Annotated in this window: 19 protein-coding genes; 13 read left to right on the top strand and 6 right to left on the bottom strand. The window is 46.7% G+C overall.

The annotated features are described in order from the left end of the window. The first annotated feature begins 1 nt into the window (after window position 1). Both BW952_RS10700 and BW952_RS10705 read left to right on the top strand, forming a co-directional pair. The gene (locus tag BW952_RS10700) at window positions 2-766 is read left to right on the top strand and encodes a LamB/YcsF family protein (protein ID WP_045852155.1); all 765 of its coding nucleotides are present in this window, start codon (window positions 2-4) and stop codon (window positions 764-766) included. 159 nt (window positions 767-925) lie between these two features. Further along, window positions 926-1,849: a sensor domain-containing diguanylate cyclase gene (locus BW952_RS10705; RefSeq protein ID WP_045852156.1), complete on the top strand. Its 924-nt coding sequence runs from the start codon at window positions 926-928 to the stop codon at window positions 1,847-1,849. A gap of 17 nt (window positions 1,850-1,866) precedes the next feature. On the opposite strand, the gene panF is transcribed toward BW952_RS10705, so the two are convergent. Beyond that, window positions 1,867-3,324 (bottom strand): sodium/pantothenate symporter, encoded by a 1,458-nt coding sequence (gene panF, locus BW952_RS10710; RefSeq protein WP_045852157.1) that lies wholly within the window; start codon window positions 3,322-3,324, stop codon window positions 1,867-1,869. Next, a complete protein-coding gene (locus BW952_RS10715; protein WP_045852158.1) occupies window positions 3,321-3,578 on the bottom strand; it encodes a YhdT family protein in 258 nt (85 codons plus the stop codon). The genes panF and BW952_RS10715 overlap by 4 nt, the downstream gene beginning before the upstream one ends. Before the next feature lie 125 nt (window positions 3,579-3,703). On the opposite strand from BW952_RS10715, the gene BW952_RS10720 reads away from it, so the two are divergent. Then, window positions 3,704-4,534, top strand: coding sequence for a DUF1206 domain-containing protein (locus tag BW952_RS10720; RefSeq protein WP_045852159.1), 831 nt, complete (start codon window positions 3,704-3,706; stop codon window positions 4,532-4,534). Window positions 4,535-4,616: 82 nt separating this feature from the next. Next, on the top strand, window positions 4,617-5,606 hold the full coding sequence (gene lplA, locus BW952_RS10725; RefSeq protein ID WP_045852160.1) for a lipoate--protein ligase: 990 nt from the start codon (window positions 4,617-4,619) through the stop codon (window positions 5,604-5,606). A gap of 288 nt (window positions 5,607-5,894) precedes the next feature. Here lplA and BW952_RS10735 read toward each other — a convergent pair whose 3' ends face one another. Next, window positions 5,895-6,935, bottom strand: a complete 1,041-nt coding sequence (locus tag BW952_RS10735) for an N-acetylmuramoyl-L-alanine amidase family protein (RefSeq protein ID WP_052698474.1) — start codon at window positions 6,933-6,935, stop codon at window positions 5,895-5,897. Between the two features lie 294 nt (window positions 6,936-7,229). On the opposite strand from BW952_RS10735, the gene BW952_RS10740 reads away from it, so the two are divergent. Next, a complete protein-coding gene (locus BW952_RS10740) occupies window positions 7,230-9,266 on the top strand; it encodes a catalase (protein ID WP_045851331.1) in 2,037 nt (678 codons plus the stop codon). Window positions 9,267-9,322: 56 nt separating this feature from the next. Here the strand turns inward: BW952_RS10740 and BW952_RS10745 are convergent, their stop codons facing one another. Next, window positions 9,323-9,715 carry a helix-turn-helix domain-containing protein gene (locus BW952_RS10745; protein ID WP_045851332.1) on the bottom strand — a complete coding sequence of 131 codons (393 nt, stop codon included), beginning with the start codon at window positions 9,713-9,715 and terminating at the stop codon, window positions 9,323-9,325. Between the two features lie 210 nt (window positions 9,716-9,925). On the opposite strand from BW952_RS10745, the gene BW952_RS10750 reads away from it, so the two are divergent. The 4 genes from BW952_RS10750 to BW952_RS10765 all read left to right on the top strand — a co-directional run bounded on the left by BW952_RS10750 (window position 9,926) and on the right by BW952_RS10765 (window position 14,230). Beyond that, window positions 9,926-10,909: an asparaginase gene (locus BW952_RS10750; protein WP_045851333.1), complete on the top strand. Its 984-nt coding sequence runs from the start codon at window positions 9,926-9,928 to the stop codon at window positions 10,907-10,909. Between the two features lie 21 nt (window positions 10,910-10,930). Beyond that, on the top strand, window positions 10,931-12,364 hold the full coding sequence (gene aspA, locus BW952_RS10755) for an aspartate ammonia-lyase (protein WP_045851334.1): 1,434 nt from the start codon (window positions 10,931-10,933) through the stop codon (window positions 12,362-12,364). Window positions 12,365-12,395: 31 nt separating this feature from the next. Beyond that, the gene (nhaC, locus tag BW952_RS10760; RefSeq protein WP_045851335.1) at window positions 12,396-13,832 is read left to right on the top strand and encodes a Na+/H+ antiporter NhaC; all 1,437 of its coding nucleotides are present in this window, start codon (window positions 12,396-12,398) and stop codon (window positions 13,830-13,832) included. Between the two features lie 143 nt (window positions 13,833-13,975). After that, a complete protein-coding gene (locus BW952_RS10765) occupies window positions 13,976-14,230 on the top strand; it encodes a hypothetical protein (RefSeq protein ID WP_045851336.1) in 255 nt (84 codons plus the stop codon). A gap of 13 nt (window positions 14,231-14,243) precedes the next feature. Here the strand turns inward: BW952_RS10765 and BW952_RS10770 are convergent, their stop codons facing one another. Together BW952_RS10770 and BW952_RS10775 are read right to left on the bottom strand one after the other, a co-directional pair. After that, window positions 14,244-14,819 carry a beta-class carbonic anhydrase gene (locus BW952_RS10770; RefSeq protein WP_045851389.1) on the bottom strand — a complete coding sequence of 192 codons (576 nt, stop codon included), beginning with the start codon at window positions 14,817-14,819 and terminating at the stop codon, window positions 14,244-14,246. Between the two features lie 59 nt (window positions 14,820-14,878). Continuing rightward, window positions 14,879-15,199 carry a thioredoxin family protein gene (locus BW952_RS10775; protein ID WP_052698475.1) on the bottom strand — a complete coding sequence of 107 codons (321 nt, stop codon included), beginning with the start codon at window positions 15,197-15,199 and terminating at the stop codon, window positions 14,879-14,881. Window positions 15,200-15,277: 78 nt separating this feature from the next. On the opposite strand from BW952_RS10775, the gene queF reads away from it, so the two are divergent. The 4 genes from queF (at window position 15,278) to BW952_RS10795 (ending at window position 18,857) form a co-directional block, all read left to right on the top strand. Next, on the top strand, window positions 15,278-15,775 hold the full coding sequence (gene queF, locus BW952_RS10780) for a preQ(1) synthase (RefSeq protein WP_045851338.1): 498 nt from the start codon (window positions 15,278-15,280) through the stop codon (window positions 15,773-15,775). A 159-nt stretch (window positions 15,776-15,934) separates the two neighbouring features. Then, complete coding sequence (locus tag BW952_RS10785; RefSeq protein ID WP_052698476.1) at window positions 15,935-17,320, top strand: GDSL-type esterase/lipase family protein; 1,386 nt, start codon at window positions 15,935-15,937, stop codon at window positions 17,318-17,320. A 137-nt stretch (window positions 17,321-17,457) separates the two neighbouring features. Further along, on the top strand, window positions 17,458-18,186 hold the full coding sequence (locus tag BW952_RS10790) for a Fic family protein (protein WP_045851339.1): 729 nt from the start codon (window positions 17,458-17,460) through the stop codon (window positions 18,184-18,186). 32 nt (window positions 18,187-18,218) lie between these two features. Then, window positions 18,219-18,857: a M50 family metallopeptidase gene (locus BW952_RS10795; protein WP_052698477.1), complete on the top strand. Its 639-nt coding sequence runs from the start codon at window positions 18,219-18,221 to the stop codon at window positions 18,855-18,857. Window positions 18,858-18,917: the final 60 nt, after the last annotated feature.

The raw sequence follows: 18,917 nt of genomic DNA on the forward strand, positions 1-18,917 counted from the left end.
AATGAAAATAGACATCAACTGCGACATGGGTGAAAGCTTTGGCGCATACAGCATAGGGCAGGACTCAGCCATCATGCCGTACATCACATCGGCGAATATTGCGTGCGGCTTTCATGCAGGAGATCCGGATGTGATGAAAAAAACCGTATCACAGGCTCTTGAGCACCGTGTTTCCATTGGCGCTCATCCCGGGCTGCCGGATCTGCAGGGCTTTGGCCGCCGGAATATGGTGCTGTCTCCGGAAGAAGTGTATTCGATCGTCGTTTATCAAATCGGTGCACTAAATGCCTTTGTTGAAATCCAAGGAGGCCGTCTTTGCCACGTAAAGCCTCATGGCGCCCTTTACAATATGGCAGCCGCCGATGAACAGCTTGCCCGGGCCATTGCCTCGGCAGTCAAGGATATCAATTCATCGCTCGTTTTATACGGGCTCGCCGGAAGCAAGCTTATTGAGGCAGGTGAAAAAGCGGGGCTGCCTACAGCGAGTGAAGTATTTGCAGACCGTACATATACAGCGAAGGGGATGCTGACTCCGCGCAGCCTGCCAGGTGCGTTGATTAAATGTGAAGAAACAGCCCTCTCTCAGGTGACTCGGATGGTGAAGGAAAACAAGGTTCGTTCCACGGATGGGACAGATGTTGCTATCCAGGCAGATACGGTTTGTATTCACGGAGATGGAGCGCATGCGTTGGCATTTGCCCGTTTAATTAAAGAAACATTTGAAAAAGAAGCGATTGAGGTTCAGCCCATTGCGATTGGAGGATAAGGAATGACGAAAACATAACGTGCAGCCTGTACAAAAATCAAGTTCTTTCTTTATTTGAATAATAGATCCTGAGTCAGCCAATCGCGGCTGACTTTTTTGTATGTAATCGGTATACTAAAGGTAGTGAATAACCTCCTGAATGAATGGATGGTGATAATAATGATTGAAAAATGGATGGAAGAAGCGGATTTTTCTCGGGTTTTTACGGATATTCTATCAATCGCGAACGACTTGATCGGCGACCAGACCTTTTATATAAGCTTTATTGACAACGAGCGGATGAAGCTGCTGAAAACGCTGGTGAAAAGTGATATTTTCGTTGAAAACGGCCGCATTGTGCAAATGCAGGACACGTACTGCCAAATGGCGTACACGAGCAGCCGCCCTGTACTGGTCAGCAATGCCAAAGAACATCAACAGACGAAAAACCTCGAACTGACGCATTCCTTGAATATCGGTTCCTATGTAGGAGTGCCCATCACGTTAAATGATGGCTCTGTATTTGGAACTCTTTGCTCGATCAACACCTCGTTGAATGAATACGACGATAAAACGCTTCAGACGCTCATAAAACTATCGTCCTTTTTATCCTACGCCATTGATATGGAAAGACTTCTCATCCATGATGTCCTGACGGGGCTCTTTAACCGCACGTATTGGAAGCGGATCATGACGTCTGAATGGATGAATGAAGGCACACATGCGTTTTTAATGATGGATATGGACAAGTTCAAGCAGGTGAATGACGAATTCGGTCATGAAAAAGGCGATTTCATTTTAATGAAGGCGTCTTCACTCATTGATGAAACGATTCCAGAGGGGGCATACGGCTTCCGGTTCAGCGGTGACGAATTTGGCGTATTGTTTTTAAACAGGTCGGCAGAAGAGGCGCTTCCGTATGCCGAACAAATCATCCGGCGTAGTGCCGATTATGCCGATCCGGATGTGAATGGTATTTCCCTGTCAGCTGGCCTGGTGGATACAACGATCACAAAGGCGGATCGCTTGATGAAAGAAGCAGACCGGTTATTGTACAAATCAAAACGAAGCGGCGGCAGCTGTGTGTCGATTCAACAAAAATAAGCACCTCGAAAGGGCGCTTATTTTTGTTGGGGGATAAAATAGTACTTTTTCCGCTCGATCAGCAGGCTTCCCGCGATATAGGAAAGGAGTGACAGAACAACAGGTATCGTCACGGTATGAACGTCAAGCAGGTTTCCGTGGGTACTGTTGTAAAAATGAATAACAATATACGATATGATGCCGGTGATCATCGACAAAAGAGCCCCCCACTTGTTTCCATAGGTCCAGTAAAGCCCGAGGACAATCGGCCATATAAAAGCGGCTTCCAATCCCCCAAAGGCAAATAAATTTAAGAATATAAGCAAATCAGGCGGCTGCAGAGCCAGCAAAGCGACAACCGTCCCCAATAAAGCAGTGACGCCGAAGCTGATTTGTTTGATCGTTTTTTCGGAGGCATCCGGCTTAACGTAATTTAAATACACGTCTTTAACGACGGTGGAGCTGACGAGAATCAGCAATGAATCGACCGTCGACATAATCGCGGCCATCGGGGCAGCCAGAACGATGCCGGCAAGCCACGGAGGCAAAACCTCTAACGTAATAAGCGGAATAACCTTATCCCCAATTTCAATCCCCGGCAAGATCGGACGGGCAAATACGCCAATTAAATGCATATTCAGCATAATGACGCCGGTGACAATCGTTCCGATAATAAGCGCGCGGTGCATCGACTGCGCATTTTTATATGACATCGCCCGAACCGCAATTTGCGGAAGACCGACAACGCCGACACCAACGAGAATCCAAAAGGAAGAGACGTAAGCCGCTGATAAATTGCCGTCTGCCCCATAAGGTGTCACGAGGTTTGGGTTTTCAGCCATCAGGCTTTGAACGATCGCTGGAATCCCGCCGCCTGCTTGAACAACAGCAACAAGAAGGATGAGCGTGCCAACGACCATAACGCCGCCCTGCACCGCATCAGTCAGCGCAACTGCCCGGAAACCGCCAATGGTGACATACACAAGAACTGAGACAGCGAATAAAAACAGGGCTGTGTGATAGCTGATGCCGGTGATGGATTCAATTAAGCGGGCACCGCCGATCCATTGAGCCGTCATCGCAGAAAACAAAAAGACAATGATACTTGCAGCAGAAAGGATCACAACTGCGGGACTTTCATACCGTTTTTTCAAAAAGTCGACGAGTGTCACCGCTTCATACAGCCGTGCCACAATCGCGAACTTTTTCCCGAGAATCATGAGGACAAAATAGCCGGTCACCACCTGCGTCATCGCAAGCAGAATCCAGCCAAAGCCCATCGTATAAGCGGTGCCGGGCCCTCCAAGGAAACTAGACGCACTGCCGTAGGTCGCAACCATCGTCATCGCTAAAACGAAGCCGCCCAATTCACGTCCGCCTAAAAAATAATCATTCAAAAAGTGAGTGGAGCCCGTCAGCTTTGTGCTGGCGTAATAGCCGATAAAAAAGATAAGAACGAGAAACAGCAAAAGCGGCACTAAAACAGACAGATTCACTTTTCATCACCTTCTTCAAACGAAACCTCTTTAAAAAACAAGATGACAACAAGCCAGACAAGACAAGCCATCACAATAAATCCAACGACACAGCTGTAAAAAAACCAGTCGGGCAATCCGAATATAAAGGTGTATTCCTCCACTTTGCGCCCGCCCATGCCATAGGCAAAGCCAAACCACCAGATAAAATTAAATAGCGCAAGTCCTATGCCGATCCAGGCCTCCCGGTGGGCAATTTGAAATCGTTTATCCATATGAACAACCTCCCATCGCTAGTATACATGGAGAATCGTCCAGACGGTCAAAAAAATACCAGTTTAAAAGAAAAGAATAAGCGGGAAAGGTAGGAGAAAGACGTAAATACGGGGAGGGATATAAAATGAGCACAAAAGGTGAAGTATTATCAAAGGCGCACGACGCAAAACCGTGGGTGCGGCGTTTCGGGCGGCTCGGTCATATGGCGAAGGGAGCTGTTTATGCACTTGTCGGTATTTATGCTTTAATGGCGGCTGCTGGAGTAGGAGGCGGGACGACCGATACAAGCGGTGCGCTGTCCACTGTTGCCCATGAACCGTTCGGGAAGGTGCTGCTTTGGCTTATTGGTATCGGCCTGATCGGCTATGTCATGTGGGAGCTTGTGAAAACCATTTTAGATGTGGAGCATGAGGGCACGGATGCGAAAGGCATTTTAAAAAGAATTGCTTATGCGGTCAGCGCAGTGATCTATGGAAGCTTGGCCGTGACGGCTTTTAATCTTGCGATGAGCGCGGGAGGAGGAGGCAGTTCAGAGAAAACCATCTCCGCGAAATTGCTTGCCCAGCCGTTTGGCCAATGGATTGTGGGACTGATTGGGCTTATCATTCTTGTTTATGGAATAATTGAACTGTACAAAGGCGCGAAAGAAAAATTCATGAAATACTTTAAAACACACGAAATGAATGAAAAGGAATTGAAGCTTGCGAAAAATGCGGGAAAAGCCGGGTTAATCGCACGCGGGATCGTTCTCGCCATGATGGGCTTTTTCTTTATCCGCACGGCCATCACCGCAAATCCGGATGAATCAAAAGGCCTCGATGGAGCATTAGCGGAGCTTGCCTCCCAGCCGTTTGGCCAAATTTTGCTCGGGCTCGCTGCGGCAGGTCTTATTTTATACGGCATTTACGAAGTCATCCGCGGACGGTATCAGCGTATGGATTTCGGTCAAAAGTAAAGCACCCGGCTGAGGGTGCTTTTTTCTTTGAGAACCACTCTCACTGTGCTACATTTGATCTACAAACACTCGGAGGTGCTCCATGCTTTTTATTGACAACAGCGGTATAACCGATCCACGGATCAATCTGGCTATTGAAGAATATGCAGTGAAACACCTGGATATTGAGGAATCCTATTTGCTTTTCTACATTAATGAGCCATCGATCATTATCGGGAAAAATCAAAATACAATCGAAGAAATCAATGTGGATTATGTAGAGGATCACAACATTCATGTTGTGAGACGGCTTTCGGGCGGCGGAGCAGTGTACCATGATCACGGCAATTTAAATTTCAGCTTCATTACGAAAGATGACGGCGACAGCTTTCACAATTTCCGTAAGTTTACAGAGCCGGTTGTCCACGCACTGAACAAGCTCGGTCTAAGGGCGGAGTTAAGCGGACGAAACGATTTAACAGCCAATGGATTTAAAATTTCAGGCAACGCGCAGTTTTCAACAAAAGGTCGCATGTTTACGCATGGAACGCTACTTTTTAACACGGATATGGACCAGGTGGTTTCAGCGCTAAAGGTTCGCAAGGATAAAATCGAATCAAAAGGAATTAAGTCGATTCGCAGCCGCGTGGCGAACATTTCCGACTTAGTGGACGGAGATATGACGATTGAGGAATTCAAGCAATTTATATTAAAAACGATTTTTAATGATGCCGAAGAGGTGGAGGAATACAAGCTGACCGAAGGAGATTGGGAAGCGATCCACCGCATTTCAGCAGAGCATTATCAAAATTGGGACTGGAACTACGGAAAATCCCCCGCGTTTAACGTCGAACGGTCTCACCGCTTTCCCGTTGGCTTGATCGATGTCCGCCTGGATGTGAAAAAAGGAGAAATCAAAAAAGCGCGCATTTTCGGCGATTTTTTCGGAGCGGGTGATGTAACGGAAGTAGAACAGGCTCTAGTCGGAACAAGACACGAAAAAGAAGCAATCCGCCAGGCGCTGGAAACACTGGACATGAAGCATTATTTCGGACAAGTGACCACAAATGAGATCATGGAATTAATTTATTAACGAAATAGGCTAGGACATAACAAATGAGGTTGTCCCTTGATTCTTCTTTTTTCTTGAAAAAGCACACACAGGGGCTCCGGGCTGCCGGCTCCGCTTTCCTGCCAAGCGACAAAAGTTAGCTCACCGCCCGCCCCTCCGAACGCGAAGTCCTGCAGAAGCCGCCCTCTCTGTGTTGGCACAAGCGCAGTCACTAAAAAACGATTTACCATCATGAAGAGCTCAAAAAAAGCCGAATGTCTAATCATTCGGCTTTTTCTTCTATCCAGAACCTCTTGTCCCAAGCTATTGTTAATATGTAAAATAAGATGCTAGGCCGTCGCGAATACCGGCGGCTGCTTTTGATTGGTAAGAAGCTGACACGATAGAGGATTCTTCGTTCGGATTGGTTAAATAACCAAGCTCCAGCAAAATGGCCGGCTTCTCGTTTTCCCGAAGAACAAAATAGTCTCCTGTCCGTGTCCCGCGATTCGACGATGGCAAGGATCGTTCTAGTCCTTGATTAACGGAGCGGGCAAGCCCTTTATGGCTGTCATGGTAATAATAGGTCGTAAAGCCTGAAGCGCTTTGATTGGTCGTTCCATCATAATGAAGGCTAATAAAAGCATCTGCCTTATGCTGACCAGAATCTGCTGTCCGTGCCGGAAGTGGAACAAATTGATCACCGGTACGGGTCATCTTGACGGTAGCGCCGCTTTTTGTTAATTCATCTGCCAGCTTTAAAGCAGTTTGCAGCGTCACATCCTTCTCATTTGTCCCGCCTGATCCAGACGTGCCGCCATCCATACCGCCATGGCCAGGGTCAAGAACAATCAATTTTCCTTCAAGAGAAGAAGCGGCTTTTTCGTTAGAGGAAACCACCCAGCCCGCTACATACGCTTCATTTCCACTTGCCAACCGAATTTTAATCCAGTCACCGGAGCGTCCTGAAACAGGGTAACGCTCACCAATGGAGCCTTTCACGATAATGGAAGCGGAAGTGGAAGGACCGCTGCGCAGGTTGGTTCCTTCTGTTTGAATCCGGATATATGAATCAGAACCGGCTGATTGCCGTGTACCTTCTGACTGAACATACTGCCCGCTTACCCAGGCTGTTCCATCTCCATAGTTGATTTGAATCCAGCCGTCCTGAGAAGAAAGAATGCGTACGTGTTCTCCTGATTGCACCTTTCCGAGTATTGACGCGTTAAGAGAGGGCTGATCTCTTACATTTACATGGTTCCCCGTGACCGTTCCAGTCGAAGCGTGAGCTGAAACAATCTGTTCTTGATCTGTCAGGAGGGCAAAGCTCATAAATAACATCCATAGTAAACCTTGACGTAGCTTTTCCATTATTCACCGCCTATTCGTTTATTTCCCGTTTATCGTATCATTTGGAAGAATGCCTCACATCCGCTAAAGTGATGATTAATTTATTGAGAAAAACGATGTGAATAAAAGAAAATATTCCCTATTTGCCTCGATATTTAGGGAATATTTAAATGAAAGCAGCTTAAAAAGCCGAAATTTCTGTGAACTTAGGCTGAAAGTTAAAATGATTCTAAATTAATTGTTTTAGTTCTCTTGATAAGTGGTAGGTAATGTAAGAATGAGTTTTCACCTTATCCGAAAAGAGGGGGCTACACCGTGGCAATTAATGAAAACAGCAAAAACAAACAGCTTGATTCGTTCCGCGTGAAGGATCAAGGAGAAAAAATGACAACGAATCAGGGGCTTCGTATTTCAGAGGACGAGCATTCTTTAAAAGCAGGTGATCGTGGACCGACATTAATGGAAGACTTTCATTTCCGTGAAAAAATGACTCATTTTGACCACGAACGTATTCCTGAACGAGTCGTTCATGCGCGTGGATATGCAGCCCATGGTCATTTCGAAGTATATGAATCAATGAAAGAGTATACAAAAGCAGGCTTCCTGCAAGACCCATCCAAAAAAACACCGGTTTTTGTCCGGTATTCAACGGTGGCCGGTTCTCGCGGATCAGGTGACACTGTGCGCGATGTGCGTGGTTTTTCCACAAAGTTTTACACAGAAGAAGGCAACTACGACCTGGTGGGAAACAACATTCCGGTCTTTTTCATTCAGGATGCGATCAAATTCCCGGATTTAGTTCATGCAGTCAAGCCGGAGCCGCATAATGAAATGCCTCAGGCAGCCAGCGCGCACGATACGTTTTGGGACTTTATTGCGAACAACCAGGAATCTGCGCACATGATTATGTGGCATTTGTCTGACCGTGCGATTCCACGCAGCTACCGGATGATGGAAGGCTTCGGTGTACATACATTCCGCTTTGTGAATGAGCAGGGAAAAGCGCGGTTTGTGAAGTTTCACTGGAAGCCGGTTCTCGGCATCAAATCGCTCGTATGGGATGAAGCGCAAAAAATTGCCGGCAAAGACCCGGACTTCCACCGTCGCGATTTGTGGGAATCAATTGAAATGGGCGATTATCCGGAGTTTGAATTTGGCGTGCAAATGATTGACGAGGAAGACGAATTTAAATTCGACTTTGACGTCCTTGATCCGACAAAGGTGTGGCCGGAGGAAGAAGTACCGGTGAAAATCATTGGGAAAATGACATTAAATCGCAATGTAGACAACGTATTTGCAGAAACGGAGCAAGTTGCATTCCACCCGGGACATGTCGTTCCAGGTATTGATTTCACGAACGATCCGCTCCTGCAGGGGCGTCTATTCTCTTATACAGATACACAGCTCATCCGTCTTGGCGGACCGAACTTCCATGAGCTGCCGATCAATCGTCCGGTTTGTCCATTCTTTAACAATCAGCGGGACGGCTATGGACGCCAAACGGTCAACGTTGGCCAGGTGAGCTACCATAAAAACTCGCTTGCCCAAAATACACCGGCGACGTCAACGGAAGAAGAAGGCGGCTACGTGCATTACCAGGAGAAAGTAGAAGGGCGTAAAGTGGCCCGCCGCAGTGACAGCTTCAAAGATCACTTCTCTCAAGCAACTCTGTTTTGGAACAGCATGACGGACGTGGAAAAAGAGCATATCATCGAAGCGTTCAGCTTTGAGCTTGGCAAGGTGAACAGCAAGGAGGTCCGCCAGCAGGTGGTCAATATGTTCGCTAATGTCAATGTAGCGCTTGCTAAAACGGTAGCCGAAGCAATTGGCGTACAAGCCCCTTCTGACGTAGAAGAATCAACTGTAACGAAATCTTCTGATGCGTTAAGCCAGGAGAAGAATAAGGTAAAAGGGGTTGCGACACGCAAAATCGCGGTGCTTGCCGGCGAGGGCTTCTCAGGCAAAGAGATGACGGATATTTATAAAGCATTTGAAAAAGCCGGAACACGTCCGGAAATTGTCAGCTCGAAGCAAGGAACGATTAAAGGCGACGACGGCTCAGAGCTTGAAGTGGATCACACGTTCCTGACAGCTGATTCCGTTCTGTTTGACGGCGTATATGCAGCAGACGGGTTAACATCAGATCCGAAAGCGAAAAAACAGGCGAAAGCCTTTTTAACGGAAGCGTACGAGCATTTCAAAACAGTCGGCGCTACGGGCAATGGCGTGGATCTGATTGCGGATCTGGCAGCGGACGAGGGGGTCGTGTCCGAAGCGTCTCCTTCAAAAGAGTATGCGGATGCATTCTTGACGGCGCTTGCTGAACACCGCCACTGGAATCGCCAAGTATAAAACAGAATAAATGAAAAAGGCAGATGTGTTCTTAACATGTCTGCCTTTTTTGCTGTTTAATTTGACAGCGCTGAATCTTTTTTTAGGCAGGACTGCTCCATTTCCCGGCGAGCTCTAATAAAAGCGACGAATTGACACAGGTCATCCTGTGAAAGGTTGATATCATCTATAGAAAGGGTGACATCAGGAAAAGTGCTCAGCTCAATAGGCTCTTCGTTAGTGGGGCCCGATTGATGGGAATGGGTCAACGGATCAGGTATACGGCCGAGAATATAATCAACGGACGTTTCAAACAAATCAGCCATTGCGGTAATCGCTTCAAGAGAAGGACGACGATAGCCTGATTCGTATCCTGCATATGTACTTTTCGCCATGCCGAGCTGGTCAGAGACATATTGAAGAGACCAGCTTTTTTCTTTCCGCAGTGCCATTAATCTGTTTAAATTCATGCGTTTCTCGCTCCTTTACCCGTATTATATCATTTTTAACTAGAAAAAAGTACGCGTAACGAGAACTTTTCCTCTTGATTTCTGGATGATCCGTTACTATAATACAATTAAGTTCGCGTAACGAGAACAAAATAAGAATAAGAATACGCTTTCATTTCAGTTATAAAAATGAATGGATTAGAAAACAATAGGTGAAGGGTGTGACAGTCAATGAAAAAGTTACTATTGCTGACAACAGGCGGAACAATCGCCTCCGCTGAAGGGGAAAACGGTCTGGCACCAGGTTTAGGGACAGATGAGTTTCTTCATCATCTCCCGGGCAGCAGGCTTGACTACCAGCTGGATACGCGCCAGCTGCTGAACCTCGACAGCACCAACATACAGCCGGAAGACTGGGTTTTAATGGCCAGAGCGGTGTATGAGGAGTATGACCAGTACGATGGTTTCGTCCTCACACATGGTACAGACACGATGTCTTATACATCTGCTGCTCTTTCTTACATGCTGCAGGGAGCAAAAAAGCCCATTGTGATCACAGGGTCCCAAATCCCGATTACATTTGAAAAAACCGATGCGAAACGGAATATTTCAAACGCCATCCGGTTTGCCTGTGAACCAGCTGAAGGCGTGTTTGTTGTTTTTGACGGCCGTGTGATTCAAGGAACGAGAGCCGTCAAGCTGAGAACTAAAAGCTATGATGCATTTGAAAGCATTAACTTTCCATATATCGCGTCCGTGTCAGACAACGGCGTTGACTATAACGGAGATATCCCGAAAGCAAGTGAACAGCCATTTGAGCTGACGGATACACTGTGCACGGAGATCGGGCTTATTAAGCTGTTTCCGGGAATCCAGCCGGAGATGTTCGATGCTTTAGGACGAATGTATAAAGGGCTCGTGATCGAAGGATACGGCAGCGGCGGTATTCCTTCTCAAGGACGGAATATAGCAGAAAAAATGAATGAACTGACGGATCAAGGGCTGTCCATCGTCATGACGACTCAATGCCTCGAAGAAGGAGAAGACATGGAGTTGTACGAAGTCGGCCGGCAGGTAAGCGGCATGATTCGGGCAGGGAATATGAACACCGAGGCGCTAATGCCGAAGCTCATGTGGGCGCTCGGGAAAACGAGTGATCCAGCTGAAGTAAAAAAGTGGATGGAAACGCCGATTGCGAACGATTTAACGTTTTAACTACTACTCACGAAAGCAGGAATGAATGTGAACCAAACGATCGAGTACAGAGTGGAAAAAGACTTTCTCGGTGAAAAGCAAATTCCGGCGGACGCCTATTACGGCATTCAAACATTGCGCGCGGTTGAGAACTTTCCGATAACGGGCTACAGCATTCACGTGGAAATGATCAAAGCATTGACCATGATCAAAAAAGCAGCCGCCATCGCCAATATGGATACGAGACGGCTTGAAAAGGACAAAGCCGAAGCGATCAGCCAGGCAGCGGATGAAATTCTGAAGGGCCAGTGGCATGATCAGTTTATCGTTGATCCGATTCAAGGCGGCGCAGGGACATCGATGAATATGAATACGAATGAAGTCATCGCCAATCGGGCGCTTGAGCTGCTCGGTCATGATAAAGGAGAATACCGTTTTCTCAGTCCGAACACCGACGTGAATATGTCGCAGTCGACGAATGATGTATTTCCAACAGCCATTCACCTGTCCACATTGAATTTGCTTGAACAGCTGCTGCTGACGATGGAGCACATGCTTCACGTATTCCGGAAAAAAGCCGTTCAGTTTGACCACGTCATTAAAATGGGCCGCACGCATTTGCAGGACGCGGTGCCAATCCGGCTTGGCCAGGAATTCGAAGCATACAGCCGGGTGGTCGAGCGCGACATAAAGCGCATTGCACAGGCGAGACAGCATTTGTATGAAGTGAACATGGGGGCAACAGCTGTCGGTACCGGATTGAACGCAGACCCTGTGTATATCGAAAATGTCGTTAAGCACTTGTCAGCCATCAGCGGACTTCCGTTAATCAGTGCCGAGCATTTAGTTGATGCGACGCAAAACACAGATGCGTACACAGAAGTGTCCGCCGCATTAAAAGTGTGCATGATGAACATGTCGAAAATCGCAAATGATCTTAGATTAATGGCATCGGGACCACGCGCAGGGCTTGGGGAAATTATTTTGCCGGCACGGCAGCCGGGGTCATCCATCATGCCAGGCAAGGTGAATCCGGTAATGGCGGAAATGATTAACCAAATTGCTTTTCAAGTCATCGGCAATGACCATACGATTTGCCTGGCCTCTGAAGCCGGACAGCTGGAGTTGAATGTCATGGAGCCGGTGCTTGTGTTTAATCTTGTTCAATCAATCAGCATTATGAACAATGGCTTCCGCAGCTTTACCGAGTTTTGTTTGGATGGGATTGAAGCCAACGAAGTGCGTTTAAAAGAATATGTAGACCAGAACGTCGGGCTGATCACAGCGATCAATCCCCATTTAGGCTATGAGCTGACATCCAGCATTGCAAGAGAAGCAGTGCTCAATGGACGAGCCATCCGGGACCTGTGCCTGGAAAAAGGCGTCCTGACAGAGGATCAGCTGGATCAGATTTTGAATCCATACGAAATGACAAAGCCCGGCATCGCAGGCAGTCATTTAATGAATCAAAAATAAACAGACTAATGGGGATAAGGGGAGAAGGAAGATGACGAACACAAGCACAAGCACTAGATTGCCGTATATGTGGGAAATTGCCATCGTACTCGGACTGTTTTTGGCCATTGTCTTTTCGTTCACAGCTGTTTTTGAACTGCCTATTCAGCTGGCGCTTTTTATATCATGGTTTTTGGTTATGGTGCTCGGCAAACGGCTCGGGCACCGCTATGACGAGCTTCAGGGCGCTATTACAAAGGGGATTAATAACGGCCTGGAAGCCGTGTTGATTTTGATCGCAGTCGGTGCACTGATTGGGACGTGGATTGCCGGCGGCGTAGTTCCAACGCTCATTTTTTACGGGCTGGAGATTATTCACCCGAGCATTTTCCTGCTTGCGACGCTCGTTATTTGTTCCATTACGTCTCTGGCAACGGGTACGTCCTGGGGAACAGTCGGCACCGCTGGGATCGCCATGATGGCGATTGGTGAAGGGCTGGACATGCCGCTTCCGCTCGTGGCAGGGGCTGTTTTGTCAGGTGCTTATTTTGGCGATAAGCTGTCGCCTTTGTCTGACAGCACGATACTGGCGGCTTCTATGGCTAAAGTCAAAGTGATGGATCACGTGCGGGCCATGCTGTACCTTGATGTTCCTGCTTTTATCATTACAGCCATTTTGTTTACGGGCGCCGGCTTTTTGTACAGCGGCCGGAATACGGATATGGAGAAGGTCGAATTTTTAAAAGCGGCGCTGCATCAAGAATTCGATATTCAACTTTGGATGCTCGTCCCGGCGGCTTTTGTGCTGGTCATGCTGGCACTGAAAAAGCCATCGCTTCCAACGATCGCAGCGGGTGCTCTGTTCGGCGCCGTATGGGCAGCCTTGTTTCAAGGAATGAATTTTGTGGACGCTTTAGAAACCGCTTACAACGGATATGTGATTGATACAGGCATTGACTTTATGGATACGCTGCTGAACAGGGGCGGCATCAACGGTATGCTGGGCTCAGTGGCGGTTATTATTTTAGGACTCGGCTTTGGCGGGCTGCTGGAGCATCTCGGCATTTTAAAAGTCATCGTGTCATCATTTGAGCGCCGCTTAACGTCAGCCGGAAATGTAACCCTTTCCACTATTATTGTTGCTTTTTTAGCCAATGTCTTCGGCTGTGCCATGTATGTATCATTAATTTTAACACCTAAAATTATGGCGGAAAGCTACGACAAGCTTCAAATCGACCGCAGAGTGCTGGCTCGAAATTCAGAAGTGGGTGGGACGCTGACATCGGGAATGGTGCCGTGGTCGGACAACGGTATTTTCATGGCCGGCATCCTCGGCGTCTCTACCTTTGCCTACGTACCGTTTATGTGGATGAGCTTCGTCTCCATCGCACTGGCCATCATTTACGGCTACACAGGAAAGTACATTTGGTACGTAAGAAATGGGAAAGATCAAACAGAACCGTTGAAAAAAGTGGCATCGGAACGATAAAAGTCGGTTAAACACACCGCCAGGTATACAGGAAGATATTCACAAATGTGCGCCAAATCGTTTATTTCGTTTGAAAACAGGAATGTATATAGCAGGCTGCTAAAAAAAGCAGCAAGTATTCTATTTCCTGGAGGGTTTATTTTATGAAACGCAAGAGGACATTGAAAACATTTATCGCAACAGGCCTTGCTGCCGCAGGCTTTGCCGGTCTTGGAGCCGGAACTGAGGCAGAGGCGCAGGTAGCGCATCGCGTATCGGATGCGACTTACGAAAAAGACCCATCTGTAAAACATACAGTACGAAACCCAGCAGCATCCAACCCGGTGCTTTATAACGCGACCAAGGCACGCGGTACGTTAGGCGGCGGAAATCCGCTTGCTGCAAGAGATTTTAAATAAGAAAAGAAGCGGCTTACAGCGCCGCTTCTTTTTTGTATCCATCGACGACTAAATCAAGCTTGCCGGTAGATGGGTTGATCACAAGGCCGTGAACCGGAATGGAATTTACCATTAGCGGGTGAGACTTCACCATATTCACGCTATGCTCAACGCTTTCTTCCACACTGCTAAAGCCGCTCAGCCATTTATCGACTTCAATGCCTGAATTACGCAGTGTGTCGACCACTTCCTGTTTAATGCCGCGTTCCTTCATGGCATCAATCACTACTTCACTTGAAAGCGAGCTCATCCCGCAGTCGTGGTGACCGACGATAATGACTTCATCCGCCTGCAGCTGGTAAACAGCGACAAGCAAGCTGCGCATAATGGACCCGAATGGATGATTTACGATGGCGCCGGCATTGCGGACAATCTTTACGTCGCCGTTTTTAAAGTTCATCGCTTCTGTTACAAGCTCCACAAGACGTGTATCCATGCATGTTAAAATAACGATACGCTTATCAGGAAATTTAGTCGTTGTAAATTTCTCATACTCCTTTGTTTCAACAAAGTTTTCGTTAAACGTTAAAATATCACCAAGTAAAGACATCAATAATCGCTCCTTTTTTTCATCTTCTATTATATTGTGAAGCATTTCATAATTTTTTGTCAAATCATTTTTAACGCCTGCGTGATGTTTTCTTGAAGCTCTTCTATCGGGACAAAACGCGCCATGCGGAAAATCACTTTCCCGTGAATGAAAAAAAGAACAGCGGGCGCCGAGAAAATGGTCAGCTGGCCGGCAAGCTCGGGAATGTCGGCCGTGTCCGCATGAATGGCATGAACAGCCGGCATATGAGCGAGCAGCGCCTCCACCTGGGGCAGCAGGGCATGACAAACTGAACAGTTAGGCATCGACGTATAAAGCAAAACAGCTGCACGAGAGGAAATAACGTCTGAAAATTCCGCGTATGAAGAAATCTTGTGCAATGAGCTCACTCCTTTGCTCTATTGTATAGCGTCTTTGGTATAATGGGAATGAAATTGCTCTTAAAGGAGGAGTCTGCTTTGGCAGGACGAAAAGAAGAAGAACTGCAGGACATTACACTACTCGGCAATCAAGGGACGAAATACGTTTTTGACTACGATCCGTCTGTTTTAGAGACGTTTGACAATAAGCATCAAAACCGCGATTATTTCGTGAAATTCAACTGTCCGGAATTCACATCACTCTGCCCAATGACCGGCCAGCCCGACTTTGCCACGATCTACATCAGCTACATTCCCGATGTGAAAATGGTCGAATCCAAAGCACTGAAGCTGTACCTGTTCAGCTTCCGCAACCACGGCGATTTTCATGAGGACTGCATGAACATCATCTTAAACGACCTCGTGGAGCTGATGGACCCACGTTACATTGAAGTGTGGGGCAAATTCACGCCGCGTGGCGGGATTTCCATTGACCCGTACACAAACTACGGGAAGCCTGGCACGAAGTATGAGAAAATGGCGGAGTACCGCATGATGAATCACGATTTGTATCCTGAGACGGTCGATAACCGGTAAAGGGTGATGGAGAGATGTCTTAACAAGGCGTCTCTTTTTCTTTTTGTCAATTTGCATGCAAAAACAAACGATTTCTAAAATTTTCAAGAAACCAAAATTCTTCTTAGTTTATTTGATATAATTGAAACCTAGGAAATTACATAAGAGGAGTTATCAACCATGAAACAGCCATTTAAAGTTTTAGCGACATCGTTATTAGCAGGAGCAATGCTTTCATCGTCTTTCACAGCGTTTGCAGAGGAAGTTCCAGATGATTTCGTTCCAGAGATTCCAGTATACACCGATCCGATAGAAGAGGATAAAACTGACACGAGATTGGAACTATCCGGTTTCACCGATGCGAATGGAACAGTTTATCAAGAGGCTGTGAGATTCCTTGAGCTGAATGCTATCGCCAAAGGGCTGTCTGATACAAACTTTGGTGTCAATGAGGACATTAAGCGTGTAGATACCGCTATGATATTAGGCACTTTCACAGCTATCAACACCATGTATCCGAATGCACCTAAAGCTGGCTTTAGGGATCTTCCGACTCGTGCAGTCAAAACTGTATCGACGCTTAAGTTTAGAGGTGTTCTCAACGGTAAAAGCGATACATACTTCGGAGCTGGTCTAAACATTACTCGTGGAGAAGCAGCGATTATGATATACAACGCATTCAAGGACGAACTCCACTCGTCTAAGGAGATCACTCTTCCCTTCAAAGACGTCTCATCTCGCTACGAAGAAGCTGTAAGCATGCTACACGAAGCAGGAGTCGTCAAAGGCACTGCTGGAAAGTTTGGAACAGACGACGACATTACTCGTGGTCAATTGGCTCTGATGATCTATCGTATTGACGGGTTTCATCAATCGTTGAGAGCGGAAGCAAAGTCTGGGTTTGTTGCGTTTGGGGACAGCAATACGCAGGGGAAATACTTCGAAAGTCAGTTTCCAGAACGCCTTGATGAGCAGTGGACAGATCAAGTAGCGGCTGTATACGGAGCTGGCTTAGAAGAGGGAGACTATAATGCAGGATTCAACGGAGACGAAACGTTTGAAGGTCTTGATCGTTTCAAGCAGGACGTTCTTGATCTTAAGCCAGAATATGCAACAATCATGTTCGGAATTAATGATGCCTTAGTCAAGCCTAATGGTCAGCCGCAAGTAAGCAAGGAAGACTTTAGAAACAATCTTGTTTATATGATCTACCAGCTTCGACTAAGAGGAGTCAAGCTAGTTCTAATGACCAATACACCAGTCGTTGAGAATATCTACTATGATCTTCAGAAGAGTCTGGGAAGCGACATTACACCTCGCTACGCTGATAAAGGCGGCTTACGCAACTGGATTAATAGTTACAATGACATTATCCGGCAAGTTGCTAATGAAAATGCTATTAAGCTTGTGGATGTTAACAAGATTCTAACTGACAAAGCCGGTGGCTCAACTGATGAGATTCTGCTTAAAAGTGAATTGATTGAGACGAAGACAGGCATCCACATGACGCCAAAAGCAAATGACCTTGTTGCCGCAGAAGTAATAAGCAGTCTGGCAAAACAATAAGAAAGCAGCTGAAATGCCTGGGTACACGATTGCGTATGCAGGCATTTCAGTGTGTGAAAAGCAGCCGCATTGACCGGCAGTCGTTCGTTTCGTATAGTGAGAAAGAGATAAGTAATAGAAAAAAGGAGGCAACTGTTATGTTTCAAGATCTTGACGAAAAAAAGAAACAGCTGGATGAAAAACGGCCACTGCCTGCTTTTACATTAAAAAGCTTAAAGGAAAAGCTTCTGCTTGAATGGACGTTTCATTCCAATGCCATTGAAGGAAATACGCTGACGCTTAAAGAAACAAAGGTCGTTCTTGAAGGGATCACAGTAGGCGGCAAAACGATGCGCGAGCACCTTGAAGTCATTAATCACCGAGAGGCGATTCAATATGTGGAAGAAATTGTCACGAAAGGCGAGCCGCTTTCTGAATGGCAAATAAAAAATATTCATCGTCTCGTATTAAAAGGAATTGATGATGAATATGCCGGTGTGTACCGTGATCAGCAGGTGTTCATTTCCGGGGCGGAGCACACGCCGCCTGAACCAGTTCTGTTAAAAGAAAAGATGGAAGAGCTTGTGGCATGGTATGAAGGGGAGGCGCAACAGCTTCATCCGGTTGAGCGGGCTGCTCAATTGCATGTGATTTTTGTTGGGATTCATCCATTTGTTGACGGAAATGGCCGCACGTCAAGGTTGCTATTAAACCTGGAATTAATGAAGTCAGGATATCCGCCAATCATTATAAAAGCGGAAAAGCGCCTTGCTTACTACAGTGCACTGGATAAAGCACATACGACAAATGAGGTTCACGACTTTATTGAAATGGTCAAGAGCGAAGTGAGCGAGACGCTGGATTTATATTTATCAACAGTCACATAAGAAAAGAAAACGACTGTACAGAAAGGGAAAACATGTCGATCACACAATTTATTTTATTTATTGCCGCTGCAGTGCTGCTCATTAGTATTCCTGTTGCCGGCAAGTACTTCCGGATTCTGAATACGCTGCTGCATGAAGTCGGACACGTGCTGGCCAGCTTGATCTCAGGCGGTGGCATTTATCATATACATTTGTTCCGCGACACGAGCGGTGTTGCGTATTCTTCTTATTCGAACCGCTTCACAGCTATTTTCACAGCACTTGCCGGATACCCGGCTGCGTCAGGCGCTGCTTTTCTCAGCTACTGGGCCCTAACGAACGGGTTCATAGAAGGGATGTACATTGTCTTGATGTCGCTTCTTGCGGTGAGCTTGCTGCTTTGGGTTCGAAATGGCTTCGGCTTTTTTTGGATTGCCGCATTTTTAGCTGGAACTGCCGCTGTATACGTTTATGGAGAGGCGCCTGTTCAGCACGGCTACATGTATCTTATTTCGGCTATTCTGCTCGTGGAATCGATCCGAAGCAGCTGGGTCATCTTTTATTTGAGCGTCCGATCTCCTTTAAAAGCAGGCGACGCTTCCTCGCTCAGGGCATTAACCGGTATTTCAAGCCGCTTTTGGGGGCTGCTGTTCTTTTTGCAGGCGTTGTACATTGGAAGTCATATATTGTGAATTTATTCACAAAAATGTCATGATCCTTTTCTCCTTTTTTAACTTTCTGTTGTATGATAA

This window comes from Domibacillus enclensis (assembly GCF_900156125.1).
GTDB lineage: Bacteria > Bacillota > Bacilli > Bacillales > Domibacillaceae > Domibacillus > Domibacillus enclensis.

Coding starts and splice junctions, on each gene's coding strand:
- BW952_RS10700 (WP_045852155.1), top strand. CDS start 2: ATGAAAATAGACATCAACTGCGACATGGGTGAAAGCTTTGGCGCATAC.
- BW952_RS10705 (WP_045852156.1), top strand. CDS start 926: ATGATTGAAAAATGGATGGAAGAAGCGGATTTTTCTCGGGTTTTTACG.
- BW952_RS10715 (WP_045852158.1), bottom strand. CDS start 3,578: ATGGATAAACGATTTCAAATTGCCCACCGGGAGGCCTGGATCGGCATA.
- BW952_RS10720 (WP_045852159.1), top strand. CDS start 3,704: ATGAGCACAAAAGGTGAAGTATTATCAAAGGCGCACGACGCAAAACCG.
- lplA (WP_045852160.1), top strand. CDS start 4,617: ATGCTTTTTATTGACAACAGCGGTATAACCGATCCACGGATCAATCTG.
- BW952_RS10735 (WP_052698474.1), bottom strand. CDS start 6,935: ATGGAAAAGCTACGTCAAGGTTTACTATGGATGTTATTTATGAGCTTT.
- BW952_RS10745 (WP_045851332.1), bottom strand. CDS start 9,715: ATGAATTTAAACAGATTAATGGCACTGCGGAAAGAAAAAAGCTGGTCT.
- BW952_RS10750 (WP_045851333.1), top strand. CDS start 9,926: ATGAAAAAGTTACTATTGCTGACAACAGGCGGAACAATCGCCTCCGCT.
- aspA (WP_045851334.1), top strand. CDS start 10,931: ATGAATGTGAACCAAACGATCGAGTACAGAGTGGAAAAAGACTTTCTC.
- nhaC (WP_045851335.1), top strand. CDS start 12,396: ATGACGAACACAAGCACAAGCACTAGATTGCCGTATATGTGGGAAATT.
- BW952_RS10765 (WP_045851336.1), top strand. CDS start 13,976: ATGAAACGCAAGAGGACATTGAAAACATTTATCGCAACAGGCCTTGCT.
- BW952_RS10770 (WP_045851389.1), bottom strand. CDS start 14,819: ATGTCTTTACTTGGTGATATTTTAACGTTTAACGAAAACTTTGTTGAA.
- BW952_RS10785 (WP_052698476.1), top strand. CDS start 15,935: ATGAAACAGCCATTTAAAGTTTTAGCGACATCGTTATTAGCAGGAGCA.
- BW952_RS10790 (WP_045851339.1), top strand. CDS start 17,458: ATGTTTCAAGATCTTGACGAAAAAAAGAAACAGCTGGATGAAAAACGG.
- BW952_RS10795 (WP_052698477.1), top strand. CDS start 18,219: ATGTCGATCACACAATTTATTTTATTTATTGCCGCTGCAGTGCTGCTC.